Here is a 13,432-nt window from a genome sequence, read left to right on the forward strand (position 1 = left end):
AATTCTAAAGTGGGATTTCTCAATCGTCGTAAACTCATCATATCGAAATGACTAAAACTCAAAACATAATGTCATTTCGAACTGTCACCCTGAGCGAAGTCGAAGAGCGGTTGAAGTGAGCATGAGAAATCTAAAACCTATAAATTGTCATGTTTAACTCGTCGAAGCGTAATACTTGAGATTTCTCAATCGTAGCACAGCTACTCATATCGAAATGACTAAAACCCGAAACACGATGTCATTTCGAATCGAGCGGAACGAGTATGAGAAATCTGAAAATTCCAACCAGTGTCACTTCGAGTGTTTTCAGATGAACGACAGTTCAGGTGAAAATGTATCGAGAAGCATTTGAGTTCTAAAAAAGTTCTCGATACGATTTGCTTTTGGCAAATCACTCGAACTGACATCCCATTCTATGTTACAAGTGAAATCTAACACCAGTCGAGTTTTTTGTTTTACAAAACTGCACTTCGACAGGCCTGTCATGAGCTTATTGAAGGGCTCAGCAGAACTATCGAGAATAACTACAAACTACAGCAAAACCCCAAATATTTAGGGTTTTTGTCTATTGCAAAATAGTGCTTTTACCTTTATCTTGACACTCGATTTTCTCTCCCCAAGATTTTAATAAAACGGTACGCTTTACATACGATTTTAAGAAATATACGTATCAGTGTACATACAATTGTTAGGCACAATTAGAACAAACCAATAAAAATGGCAACACAAGGACATTTAGACCAATTCGACATATATTTCAAAGCTTGGAAGGAACTCGATTATGATAAAATATATAGAGAAGAATTAGGAACTGAATCATTTGTGAATATAAAAACTCTAATAAATGATTTAAACTCAAAAATTAATCGCACTGACCAAGTAAAAGAGAAAATTGGAGATGGTCTTTTATCTCAAGTTTATAATGTTTACAAACAAATAATTACTAAACTAAACCAAGTAATTAACTATGATAATGGGCAGTTTGTTTCTAATAAAGCTACAATTGAAACCCAAATTAATGCGCAACACGAACAACTTCTTAACCATTGGCCACAAGTTGTAGCGATTATAAACGACACATCCGAAAATCAGGACGCTTCAGAATTACTTGATGAATTGAACAAATTATCTGAAAAATCAGAAGCTGATGCAAAGGAAATTGAAGAACTCAAAACTAGACTATCATCTGAATTGAAAGATTTTGAAAAAAGGTATAAAGACCAATTTAAAAGAGCAGAGTTAGTTAATCAGAGAGAAATATTTTCTATACAAGCTTCCGATTATGACAAAACTGCTTTCTGGTGGCTTATTGGAGTAATAGGTTCATCTTTAGTGCTACTAATTATCCTTTGGGTTGTTTTTAAAAATTTCTGTTTTGATTTGACTTGTTATACAAATATCTCCGAAATTAATTACAACCAGATAGATTCTTCTGGAAATAGAACCATATTGTATGTGGAAATTTTTAAGGCTATCGCCTATCGTCTTTTTCTAATTTCATTTGTTCTGTATCTAGTAAATTTTTGTGTTAAAAATTATAATGCAAGCAAGCATAATCAAACAGTAAATTCTCAAAAGGCAAATTCACTAAATGCTGCATTAGTATTATTGGAAAGGGCAAAAACGGACGAAGGAAATGATAATATAATGACACAAGCCGCTAGTGCAATTTTCTCACATCAACCAACCGGATATAATAAAAAAGACCCTGAAAATATAAGTAAATCAATCACAGAAAAACTAATCGAAAAAGTTAATCCGATAGAATAGTAACTGTGCCTAACAATGACCATAAGTAATTGCTTGTTCTCGCCTATTTCTAAAAACCCTTGTAAACTTTCTTCTTATCATGTATTTGTTAATTTAGTTATTTAATCAAATTCACTATTGAACATTTTAAGCACAGAAAGACTCTTACTGCAAGAAACTACTTTAAAGGACGCCCCATTTATTTTAGCATTGGTAAATAGTCCCAATTGGCTGGCATTTATTGGGGATAGAGGTACTAAGACTTTGGCAGATGCTGAAACGTATATCCAAGAAAGCCTAATCAATTCTTACCAGCAAAATGGTTTTGGGCTGTACAAAGTAGTTCTAAAATCTAATGACACCCCTATTGGCCTCTGCGGTTTTTTAAAACGAACCTATTTAGACCACCCAGATATTGGTTTTGCCACCTTACCCAAATACGAAGGGCAAGGCTATACCTTTGAGGCTGCCAAAGCAACAATGCAGTATGGTACGCATCAATTAAATTTTGAGACCATTTTGGCGTTAACCACAGTCGCAAATACAAAATCTAAAAGCCTATTAACTAAATTGGGCTTTGTAGCAAAAGATAAAATTTTAGATGAAAAAGAAAAGGAGCTATTGGTGTATACAAACAGGCCCTAAAGCTAGAATGGCTTACCTTTAAGCTACAATCATCAGTACCCGGTAAATGACCGAGATCAAACTCTATAAATCGAACAAAAAAGCCATCAAGGTCATGGCCCTATGCACCCCTTTTGTGGTGCTTGGTATTTTTATCCTCGGTAAAAGTCCTTTGGTTGGCTGGTTCAGTATCGCTTTTTTTGGTCTCGCCTACCCTGTGGGCATTTATAATCTATTGGATAAAAGACCTATGTTGATCTTCAATGAAATTGGCCTTTTTGACCGTAGCGCCCACAACGAATTCATCAATTGGGAGCTGATAAAAGACGCCTACCCCATCAATATCAGTGGTCAAAAATTTATCTGTTTGCTTATCGATGAAGATTTTAAACCTTCAAAAAAGAAGAATCGATTTTATAAAAGTGTGAGCAAATTAAATGAAGCCATAGGCGCACAAGAACTGAACATCAATCTAGGGCAGGTTCAAAAAATAGACGAGGTCAAACTGACCCTTTTTATCTTGAACATGGCCAAAGCCACCAAAACGGATAGAACAAACCTGATCAAAGCATCAGAGCTATCTTAAAACTATTGATTACTTTAAAATCATGAAAAAACTACTTTTTACAATTCTCCTTCTTTGTGGTTTTATAAGCCATGCACAAAGCAAAGCCTATCAAAAACAGAAGGCCGAAAAAATAGCCGACGGGTCGGTGTTCACTAAAATAATCAATAGGGAACTGCCGGCTACTATTGCTTATGAAGATGAAGAGGTTATCGCTTTTTTGCCCCTGAGAAAACAGGCGCCGGTGCATTTTCTTATTGTTCCTAAAAAAGAAATCCATACCATAAACGATGTGGAGGAAGAAGATGCCTTGGTCTTGGGAAAACTCTTTTTGGTCGCTAAAAAACTGGCCAAAGAAAACGGAATTTCCGAAACGGGCTACCGCTTGGCAATGAATATCAACGAAGATGCGGGGCAATCCGTATTTCACCTACATATGCATCTTTTAGGGGGCGAAAAACTGGCGCCTATGCTTCCTAGAAAAGAGAAAGAGTAGGCTTTACCTCTAGCAGGTGTTATTTGAGGAAAAATTAGTCAATTCGAGTGGTTTTTCTGATTTCCAATCAGAAAAAATGTATCGAGAAGCATTTGTGTTCCAAAAAGTTCTCGATACGATTTGCTTTTGGCAAATCACTCGAACTAACGGTTTTATTATCCGATAAACTACCTAAAAAAGAACGCCGCGTCACTTAAAACTGTTGCTCATATCGGAGTTGTAAGAGGAATGTAAAATCTAAAAAATGGCTTTTCTTATTGCGGTAAAACCCTAAAAATTTATGGTTTTTCCCTATTGCATAAAATTGGTTTTCATTTTATATTGAAACATGATTTTCTTCCCCATTAAAATAAAAAAAACCAACCTATAAAAATTAGCACCTGTGTGGCAGGGCTTTGTTTATAAACAACAGTAACCGACCGTAACGAAATTTAATTATGGAAACTACGATAAACGATATGTCTTTCGAACTTTTGATTTGGCAGATCATACTACTTTTCACCATTGGTTTAACGATTTACGCCGTAATAGATGTACTGCGCAATGCCTTTCGAAGAAACGATAAACTGATTTGGTTTTTAGTAGTACTTTTTATTCCGCTAGTGGGCAGTATTTTATATATCTTCAAAGGCAGAAAACAAAGATTGATGCTTTATTAAACCCATTACATGAAAAAAATAGTTCTCCTCAGCCTAATAGCCCTTTTTATTACGACTACCAACAAAGCGCAAGAGCAAGAAATTGAGATGAAAGTCAATTTTTGGGGCTACCGCTTTATGAAAGACGGTGACCGCCTTAATTGGAAGGAACTCGAAGAAGCGACCACTGCCGTAGAAAATGCCAATCTATTGATTAAAAAAGCAAGAAACCAACGCACTACCAGCATTATTATGAGTGTTATTGGTGGAGGTTTAGTCGGTTGGAGCATTGGCAAAAACGGAACCAAAGATGACCCGGATTATACATTGGGCTATGTGGGTGGTGCAATTTCGGCCGTCAGTTTAGGATTTTCGATTAGTACTTTTAACAAGGTCAATAAGGGGGTAGACATGTATAATCTCGCCGTAAACAAAACGGCACAGTACCAGTTTCAACCAGAGCTGCAAGTGGTATCGAACAAGCAGGGCCTTGGTCTTGCCCTACGGTTTTAATATTTAATACTATCGGCTCATCACTTCACTAAACTTGTGATGTTACGCCAGTCGAAGCCTCTTATTCCGAAGAAATTATAATGCATTTTATAGTCCATATTTTTTATTGCGAAGCATTCAGGGTGCATTTCATCTAAAGCTGCATAATCGCAGCAATATTAAGGAGCTGGATTCCGTTGGGTAATCAATTGCTGTACCGTTTAGTAACTCGTCTTGCTGTTGGCAATTTTAAACCCAAATCTCATGATGAAAATTACCAAGGCTTTTGATGTTCAAAAATTAAGTTACTGGCTAATACTTCTAGCCTTCACAATTCTTTTAGCCGCCTGTAGTACCGAACCAGCTTCGTTAGCGAATGATGAAGAAGCTACTGATGAAGAAGTAACCGATGAGCAGGGGAACGATAACCCTGTTGATGAAAATTTTAATGCGGATATCAATAATGACGGCGAACTTAATATTCTTTTAATTGGATCGAGCAGGTCGATACAATCTGATGTGGCGGCCTTTTCTTTAAATACCGCTGCAGAAGAACTAAATAGCATTTTATCTCAAGACGCCACTATTACTGCCGCTGTAAACGTTAGCTACGAGGATATTTATAACACAAAAGCCCTGAGTACGGCTCTTGGTTCAGGTGGTAATGAATTTGATTATACCTATTATACCCATTCCCTATTCCAATATTATCATTGGCCAGAAGGGCAAGCGGAACGCATTTCGAACCTAAAAGGCGACGGTGAAAAAGACTGGGATTATGTAATTATGGCGTCGGACCCTTATATTATTTCGAAAACTCCCGGATTTTATTCCCTAGGGGTAAACCAGATTGCAGCAACAGTTATTGAGGGTGGTGCAAAAGCCCTTTTAGTATTGCCATGGCCAAAAGACGAAGCGAAGACCACAACCATTTCAAGTTTTGAAGAATTTACCTATCGCACCGCTTCGGGAGCCAAAGTAGACCTAGAAGTTGTACCTGCTGGTCTAGCTTGGGGTAATCTGGAAGGCAGTCTTAAAGATGAAGACAATGTACATCCTTCCCCAAATGGTGCTTACTTAACTGCAGCTTCAATCTATGCTCAGTTATATGATAAGAGTGCCTCTACCTCGGCGTATACTTTTAACGATGTTATTGCAGATGAAGCTTTAACCAGCACAAAAAATGCAAGAACGGCCAGTCATTTTTCAGGCGAGTTTAATTTCACTTCTCCCTTTAAAAGTTGTGATATCGATAAAAGCCTACTGCGATATAACCACACAGGTACAAGTTCAGAAAATGGGATAATGGGCGGGCTTAACTGGGTCATCAACAAAGATGACCAGACCCAATTAGAGAGAGATGGTGCACCCCTAGTAGATTTTAATATGGGGAGGGCCAATACCAATTTTGAAGCTAACAAACGCTATAAAATAGACGCTTCTAAGTTCGATTTTTCATTCGGATTTCCGATGCAAGATGGTTCCGCTACAGGAAATACAACTATGCGCTACGGTATTGACAAAAGAGGTTCACAAAATGAAAACGGTACAGATTTAGGCGTAGCCTTGTATATGGTTCGCCAAAACGAATTGCCTACGGGCAGGGCGATACCAATTCGAGCATTATATGCCCAAATGAAAGAATTGAACATTGCAACATCTGCTTACCGTGACAGCTGGCACATGAGCAGAGACCTTGATAAGGCCGCCGGTGCTTATATGTGCACCTTATTAACGGGCAGGTGTGATTTAGGCATGGAACCCATGGACCAATCTTCAGGAGAATGGAAAACATGGAGAGCGCATAAACTTGGCTATGAAACAGCCTATACCCTTATGACCCTTAAAGGCGATGTTCCTGAATGTAACTAAATGAACCAATGGGTAGATTCTGTTTATCTTAGTGTTTCACACGAGATATTATGAATCTGAACCAAATTACAGTTCCATCGGTTGACATCCCTAAAGCTATTGCTTTTTATAAGACCTTAGGTTTAGAGCTCATTGTGGAAGCACTACCCCATTATGCACGTTTTGTTTGCCCCAATGGCAAGGCTACCTTCTCCGTGCATTTGGTGGAAGAACTTCCGAAAGGTGATGGTATCTACGTGTATTTTGAGTGTGATGATTTAGATGATCGTGTTAACGACTTAAAAGCAAAAGGAATTCTTTTTGACGAATTGCCCAACGACAAATCGTGGTTATGGCGCGAAGCACGTTTAAAAGACCCAGATGGCAATCAACTTATTTTATATTTTGCAGGTGAGAACAGAATTAATCCGCCTTGGCGGATATAATCCCTAAAAAAATACTAATGATTTCGCTGCGACCTGCATCCCCTAAAGATTTAGAATTACTGCAATATTGGGATACAAAACAACATGTTAAAGACGCGGACCCAGATGACGATTGGGACTGGGAAAAAGAATTAAACTTTGACCCATCTTGGCGTGAACAGTTAATCGCAGAACGCAACGGCGAGCCTATTGGCTGCATCGTTATCATAGACCCTTATGAAGAAGAAACGCAGTATTGGGGCAAGGTTCCTAAAAACCTACGCGCCTTGGATATCTGGATTGGCGAAGAAGCTAACCTAAGCAAAGGGTATGGTACGCAAATGATGAACTTGGCCATCGAAAAATGTTTTGCCGACCCAAAGGTGACCAAAATAATAATCGACCCTTTAAAAACAAATACCAAAGCCCATAGGTTTTATGAAAGGTTAGGTTTTACATTTGTTGAAGAACGTATTTTTAATGATGTTGCATGCTTTGTATACCAGTTAAAACGGTAATACCGAACAAAAATTTAGGCATGTTTAGATATCCATTTTTTGAATTCCTTGTAAATTCAACGCATTAAGCATAGTTAGGTTATTTTGAACATACCAAAACACATTTTACCCATCATTGTAATCGCCCAATTTTTATGCACTTCCTTATGGTTTGCGGGGAATGGGGTTATGGTTTCACTCATCGCCCATTTTGATTTTGGGGAAAATGGACTAGGTAATATTACCGCTGCCGTACAATTTGGCTTTATCGTGGGTACCTTACTCTTTGCCTTATTTACTTTGACAGACCGTTTTTCACCTTCAAAAGTATTTTTGGTCAGCTCCATTTTGGGAGCGATATTTAATCTGGGTATTGTTTGGGAAGGCAATAGTTCGACCAGCATACTTTTATTCCGCTTTTTTACCGGCTTTTTCTTGGCAGGTATTTATCCCGTAGGTATGAAAATAGCCGCAGATTATTATGAAAAAGGACTGGGGAAGGCCCTTGGTTTTTTGGTCGGCGCATTGGTTTTAGGAACCGCGTTTCCGCATTTGCTAAAATGGCTTGCCGCTGTATTTAAATGGCAATATGTAATCTATGCCACCTCGGCCCTTGCCGTTTTGGGCGGTATTCTTATGATACTGTTCGTTCCTAATGGTCCATATCGAAAACAAGGGCAACGAATTGACCTAAGCGCCTGTTTTTTCGTTTTCAAAAAGAAAGATTTTCGAGCTGCGGCCTTTGGCTACTTTGGACACATGTGGGAGCTCTATACCTTCTGGGCCTTTGTTCCCTTGTTGCTTGGCTTCCACGCCGAATTACAGGGCACTAACACCTTTCCTGTTTCATTCTGGTCGTTTTGGGTGATGGCCATTGGTGGATTGGGATGCGTGCTTGGGGGCTATATTTCGCAGCGTAAAGGCGTAAAACGCATTGCCTCCATTTCTTTGTTTTTATCCGGTTGTTGCTGTTTAATTTCTCCCTTGCTATTGCTCCATGCTCCTACACCGATTTTTATAGTATTTCTCTTATTTTGGGGTATGGTGGTGATTGCAGATTCGCCCTTATTTTCGACCCTTGTGGCACAAAATGCCCCGACAGACCTTAAAGGCACGGCCTTGACCATTGTTAATTGTATTGGTTTTGCTATTACCATTGCAAGCTTACAGCTCTTGGGTGCTTTACAAGCGGTTATTGCGCTACCCTATCTTTATATGGTATTGGCAATAGGGCCCGTTTTCGGTTTGCTGAGCTTATTTAAAACTAGGTTTTAAAACAATATTTAATCTGTTATCTTTAATTAACCAACCAAACCTGAAAATGAAAAATCCAGTTAAAAAACTACTCCTTATTGGGGTTTTAGCTGAACTTACACTTTTTTTGGTCTGCTATCTAATGCAGCCCTCTTTACAAGAAACCTTTAGGCATGCCGCACGATATTCCGGCAGATTATCCGCTTTTGTTTTTCTAATCGCTTTTTATCTGTTTGCTTTTGGGCATCCTAAACCGATAAAAGAGAATACACAATTAAAAAATTGGCTGCTACTCTTTGCTGTTGTGCATGTTATCCATTTTGGATTTTTAGCTACCAATGTAATTTTAAATAATATTCCCATTGTGCCAGTGAAATTGACTGGTGGTGCCTTGGCGTATTTGATGATAGTTTTAGCTCCTTTGGTATTGCACAAACTAAAATTAGGCTGGCAGTTGGTTTATTTTTACTACGTAAGCTTAGTGATGTTTATTACCTATTTAGCCAGGGCCAAAGGTGATTTTGAAGGCGCAGAACCTTTTTGGTTTCATTATGTTATGCTTGGAACCTTTATTCTCTGCGGAGTTGTTTTTGGTTTGATTTTATTCAAATCAAATAAAAAAGTCTAACCGATGAATTACTTCAATAATTGATTAATATTTAGTTTAAATGACTTTCCGATTGGTACAATATCTTTCCCCATTGTTATCCTATTCCCTTCAATACTTTTAACATGTTTTATGGCTACCGCAAAAGATTTATGTACTTGAATAAAAGCTGTACTATCTAGCTTTAGTAGTAAAGATGATATTTTCTCACGAATTGAAATCTTTTCATTCGACAGTATTACCTGCGTGTAATTTCCTGCTGCTTCGATATATTGAATTTCATCGATTACTACTTGAACATATTTTTTATTACTTCTTAAAAAAATACTGCTCTTTATTGTATTAGAAGATGGGTCAACTGAAACGATTTTTTGTTCGGGAATATACATCGCTTTATTTACTGCCTTTATAAAACGTTCAAAGCTGTAGGGTTTTAGTAGATAGTCTGCGATATTAAGCTCATAGCCCTCTAAAGCATATTCTTTGTAAGCTGTAGTAACTATTATTTTTAGCGGTTTCTGTAGTGTTTTTAGAAATTCGAACCCTTTTAACTTTGGCATATTTAAATCCAAAAAAACTAAGTCTACGTGTTGTTCGTTTAAACAAAAAATAGCTTCAAATGCATCATAACAATTTTTTACCAATTGCATATTTGGCAACATATCACAATAACCCTTTATGATATCATGGGCTATATGCTCGTCATCAACAATTATATATTTTATCATTTTAGTCGCAGTCTTAATTGTGTTGTATACACATCTTTAGTGACATTAAAAGTTAGTGAATGCATGTTTGGATAAGACAGTTCTAATCGTCTTTTTAAATTCTTTAAACCTATGCCAGATGTAGTCTTTGGAGCATCTTTATCAAAATTGTTACTTACTTTAAACACTACTTCTTTCTCATCAGAACCCAATTCTAAATATACGTACGCTCCTTCGGTCAAATTCTCTACACCATGTTTAAAAGCATTTTCTAGCAGAATTATAAACAATAAAGGCATTACCAATAGGGCCTCATCTTTAATCTCAAGTTCAAAACGTACGTCAATGTTTTTATGGTAACGCATTTTATGAAGCTCAATGTAATTTTTTAGATAGTCTATTTCATCTTTAAGCATGACACTCTCCTTTTCACCTTCATAGATTCCATAACGCATCATATCTGAAAGCCGTAATATTAGCGCTTGCGCCTTTTTGGCATCTTTATCTACTAAACCGTATAAATTATTTAGAATGTTGAAGAAAAAATGAGGGTTTACCTGACTTTTTAAATGTAACAGTTCCGCTTTTGCTCTTTCATTTTTTAACTCGCTTATCAATCTAATTTCTTTGATCATCCATCTTATCCCATAAATAACTAGAATAGTTACAAAGGCAAAAGTCAATAAGCTGGCTTCTAACTCATAATCATACAAAGCAAAAACGCAAATTGCAACGCCAGCGACAATTAGCACTACCCATTTGATGGTTTTTGATTGAAACATAGTTCAATATTAAGAGAATAATACGTGGTAACCAACGAAGTTGACAAACAGTTGAATTACCGTGATGAACGTAACATTTGCTACTTTAAAGGTTATTGGGTACGCTGTATGCACTGTGTATCCCCCAACTAGGTAGTTTGGTCACACTTGTTTCGCTATCAGCAATTTAGCCCCTAGGTTTGTTTCAAAATAATTCAATCAAAAAACGAGCATCATGAGAAAACGAGTATTACGTTATTTAAAACATATCGCCTTCACCTTTTTTATAATTGTTCCTATACTTTTTGGAATAGGGCTAGTTGCCAACGGAGGTGGATTACATTATGATGATAATGAATCAAAATTAAATTGGAATAATGAAGGACCTTATGCTTTCTATGAAAATGATTCCATAATTCATGTGAAATATGTTAAAGGAAATCAAGACGACGGTTTTTATCTAGATGAGAAAAAGTATGCTATAAATACTCCTATTCTTGCCCAATCGCATTTTTCACTTGATTCTACTTCATTTAGCTTTACAATTAATTCCGATTTTAAAATACCGCCATCAAGCTATAACGATAAGCAAAAAATACTAGCTATATCTGATATCGAAAGTGGTTACAAAACGTTTAGAGATTTTTTGATCAACAACGCTGTTATAGATAAAAATCTGAATTGGACATTTGGCAAAGGACATTTAGTCTTGGTTGGCGATTTTATCGATCGCGGATTTTCTGCTACGCAGGTGCTTTGGTTTATCTTTAAACTGGAACAAGAAGCTGTCAAACAAGGTGGAAAGGTTCATTTTATTATTGGCAACCATGAGTTAAAAAACATGTACGGTGATTACGGTGCCGCTTCACCTAAATATACATATGTTGCTGGCATATTGGGTAAAACACAAGCAGATTTATATAGTATGAATTCTGTACTGGGAAGATGGTTATCGAGTAAAAATAGCCTAGAGCGTATTAATGGAAACTTATTTGTCCATGGAGGTATTCATCCTGATTTGGCAAAAAGCAATACCAATCTTGAAGAAATCAATAACCTTATTAGAAAAAACTACTATAAGGCTCCATATCCCAAAACAAAGGAGAATCTTGAGACCTTGGTAACCTCCTCAAATAAAGGACCTAACTGGTACAGAGGGTATTTTAAAGATAATTTGAGCCAAGAACAAATAGAAACCGGACTAAATACGTTTAAGTCAAAAAGAGTAATAGTGGGGCATACTATACAGTCTAAGGTAAGGACTCTTTTCAATGGTAAAATAATTGCCATTGATGTATCGCATCCTAAAGATTATCATAAAAATTGGCCTAATAAATCCTCAGAAGGCTTGCTTATCGAAAAGGATAAATTGTTTCGTTTATTCGATGATGGTAGAATGAAAGAGCTTTAGAAAAGGCTAAAATACTTTTCCTACCGCCTCAATAGTCTTATCCAAATCGGCATAGCTGATTGCGTCGTTCAAAAAATAACTCTCAAAAGCTGAGGGAGGCAAATAAATACCTTGATCCAACATCCCATGAAAGTATTTTTTAAAGGTATCATTGCTTCCCTTTGCAGAAGATTTAAAATCTACTACCGGTTCATCACAAAAATGTACTGAAATCATACTGCCAAAACGGTTGATTTGGTGCGTAATTCCTTTTTCGGTCAAAACCGCTGCAATGCCTTTATGTAAATATTCTGTTTTTTCTGCAAGACTCGTAAACGTTTCGGGTTTGGTATTCAGCTCGGTCAACATGGCTAAGCCGGCACTCATAGCAAGTGGATTTCCACTTAAGGTGCCTGCCTGATATACTGGGCCTTCAGGAGCTAAATGACCCATAATTTCTGCTCTAGCTGCAAAAGCACCAACGGGTAAACCACCACCAATAACTTTACCGAACATAACAATATCAGCATCTATACCCAAAGCTTCTTGCGCTCCGCCTTTACCAAGTCTAAAGCCCGTCATCACTTCATCAAAAAGCAATAAAATTCCTTCTTGCGTACAAAGTTCCCTTAGTCCTTTAATAAACTCATCCGAAGGAATAATACAACCCATATTACCAGCTACAGGCTCGATAATAATAGCAGCGATTTCCCCCTTATTGGCCCCGACCAAGGTTTTCACGCCTTCTAAATCATTATAATTCGCCAATAAAGTATCTTTTGCCGTTCCCTGTGTTACACCGGGACTATTTGGACTACCAAAAGTTACCGCACCACTGCCCGCTTGAATCAGAAACGAATCAGAATGGCCATGATAACAACCTGCAAACTTGATGATTTTATCCTTTCCAGTATAACCACGGGCCAAGCGCACAGCGCTCATACAAGCCTCGGTGCCTGAATTTACAAATCGAATCTTATCAATGTTGGGCACCATACTTACCGCTAATTTGGCAAGTTCGGTTTCAATCTGGGTGGGTATTCCAAAAGAGGTGCCTTTTTTGGCTTTTTCAATAACGGCATCCAAAACAGGTCGGTGCGCATGCCCTAAAATTAGCGGACCCCATGAAGCAATATAATCTATGTACCGGTTATCATCTTCATCAAACAAATACGCACCTTTCGCCTCTTTTATAAAAATAGGGTCGCCCCCAACAGCTTTAAATGCCCTAACCGGTGAGTTTACCCCACCAGGAATATATTTTTTAGCTTCTGCAAATAGTGCACTGCTCCTTTGGTATCGCATGTAAGTTTATTTGTTGTATGTCAGTTCGAGTGAAATTCTAAAAGAATTTTGTATCGAGAACCACGCTTTTG

General features: G+C 37.4%; 15 protein-coding genes. 12 read left to right on the forward strand and 3 right to left on the reverse strand.

The window, feature by feature from the left end; translation table 11 throughout:
* Window positions 1–717: 717 nt before the first annotated feature.
* The 11 genes from ACZ1GR_RS07200 to ACZ1GR_RS07250 all read left to right on the forward strand — a co-directional run bounded on the left by ACZ1GR_RS07200 (window position 718) and on the right by ACZ1GR_RS07250 (window position 9,219).
* Window positions 718–1,770, forward strand: coding sequence for a hypothetical protein (locus tag ACZ1GR_RS07200; RefSeq protein WP_472611477.1), 1,053 nt, complete (start codon window positions 718–720; stop codon window positions 1,768–1,770).
* A gap of 117 nt (window positions 1,771–1,887) precedes the next feature.
* Window positions 1,888–2,394 (forward strand): GNAT family N-acetyltransferase, encoded by a 507-nt coding sequence (locus ACZ1GR_RS07205; RefSeq protein ID WP_472611478.1) that lies wholly within the window; start codon window positions 1,888–1,890, stop codon window positions 2,392–2,394.
* 46 nt (window positions 2,395–2,440) lie between these two features.
* Window positions 2,441–2,959 (forward strand): STM3941 family protein, encoded by a 519-nt coding sequence (locus tag ACZ1GR_RS07210; RefSeq protein WP_472611479.1) that lies wholly within the window; start codon window positions 2,441–2,443, stop codon window positions 2,957–2,959.
* Between the two features lie 22 nt (window positions 2,960–2,981).
* Entirely contained in the window at window positions 2,982–3,434 is a 453-nt protein-coding gene (locus tag ACZ1GR_RS07215; protein WP_472611480.1) for a histidine triad nucleotide-binding protein, read from the forward strand.
* A gap of 437 nt (window positions 3,435–3,871) precedes the next feature.
* Window positions 3,872–4,093 (forward strand): PLDc N-terminal domain-containing protein, encoded by a 222-nt coding sequence (locus tag ACZ1GR_RS07220; protein WP_472611481.1) that lies wholly within the window; start codon window positions 3,872–3,874, stop codon window positions 4,091–4,093.
* A 9-nt stretch (window positions 4,094–4,102) separates the two neighbouring features.
* Complete coding sequence (locus ACZ1GR_RS07225) at window positions 4,103–4,585, forward strand: hypothetical protein (protein WP_472611482.1); 483 nt, start codon at window positions 4,103–4,105, stop codon at window positions 4,583–4,585.
* Between the two features lie 243 nt (window positions 4,586–4,828).
* The gene (locus ACZ1GR_RS07230; protein ID WP_472611483.1) at window positions 4,829–6,436 is read left to right on the forward strand and encodes a hypothetical protein; all 1,608 of its coding nucleotides are present in this window, start codon (window positions 4,829–4,831) and stop codon (window positions 6,434–6,436) included.
* A gap of 50 nt (window positions 6,437–6,486) precedes the next feature.
* Window positions 6,487–6,861, forward strand: a complete 375-nt coding sequence (locus tag ACZ1GR_RS07235) for a VOC family protein (RefSeq protein WP_472611484.1) — start codon at window positions 6,487–6,489, stop codon at window positions 6,859–6,861.
* Between the two features lie 17 nt (window positions 6,862–6,878).
* Window positions 6,879–7,358, forward strand: coding sequence for a GNAT family N-acetyltransferase (locus ACZ1GR_RS07240; protein WP_472611485.1), 480 nt, complete (start codon window positions 6,879–6,881; stop codon window positions 7,356–7,358).
* Between the two features lie 84 nt (window positions 7,359–7,442).
* Window positions 7,443–8,612 (forward strand): MFS transporter, encoded by a 1,170-nt coding sequence (locus tag ACZ1GR_RS07245; RefSeq protein ID WP_472611486.1) that lies wholly within the window; start codon window positions 7,443–7,445, stop codon window positions 8,610–8,612.
* A 46-nt stretch (window positions 8,613–8,658) separates the two neighbouring features.
* Window positions 8,659–9,219, forward strand: a complete 561-nt coding sequence (locus ACZ1GR_RS07250) for a hypothetical protein (protein ID WP_472611487.1) — start codon at window positions 8,659–8,661, stop codon at window positions 9,217–9,219.
* 8 nt (window positions 9,220–9,227) lie between these two features.
* Here ACZ1GR_RS07250 and ACZ1GR_RS07255 read toward each other — a convergent pair whose 3' ends face one another.
* Both ACZ1GR_RS07255 and ACZ1GR_RS07260 read right to left on the reverse strand, forming a co-directional pair.
* Window positions 9,228–9,926 carry a LytR/AlgR family response regulator transcription factor gene (locus tag ACZ1GR_RS07255; RefSeq protein WP_472611488.1) on the reverse strand — a complete coding sequence of 233 codons (699 nt, stop codon included), beginning with the start codon at window positions 9,924–9,926 and terminating at the stop codon, window positions 9,228–9,230.
* A complete protein-coding gene (locus ACZ1GR_RS07260; RefSeq protein ID WP_472611489.1) occupies window positions 9,923–10,687 on the reverse strand; it encodes a sensor histidine kinase in 765 nt (254 codons plus the stop codon). Before ACZ1GR_RS07260 ends, ACZ1GR_RS07255 begins: the two co-directional genes overlap by 4 nt.
* A 214-nt stretch (window positions 10,688–10,901) precedes the next feature.
* On the opposite strand from ACZ1GR_RS07260, the gene ACZ1GR_RS07265 reads away from it, so the two are divergent.
* Window positions 10,902–12,077, forward strand: a complete 1,176-nt coding sequence (locus ACZ1GR_RS07265) for a metallophosphoesterase (protein WP_472611490.1) — start codon at window positions 10,902–10,904, stop codon at window positions 12,075–12,077.
* A gap of 6 nt (window positions 12,078–12,083) precedes the next feature.
* On the opposite strand, the gene hemL is transcribed toward ACZ1GR_RS07265, so the two are convergent.
* Entirely contained in the window at window positions 12,084–13,361 is a 1,278-nt protein-coding gene (gene hemL, locus ACZ1GR_RS07270) for a glutamate-1-semialdehyde 2,1-aminomutase (protein ID WP_472611491.1), read from the reverse strand.
* Window positions 13,362–13,432: the final 71 nt, after the last annotated feature.

This window comes from Croceitalea sp. W27 (assembly GCF_055693185.1).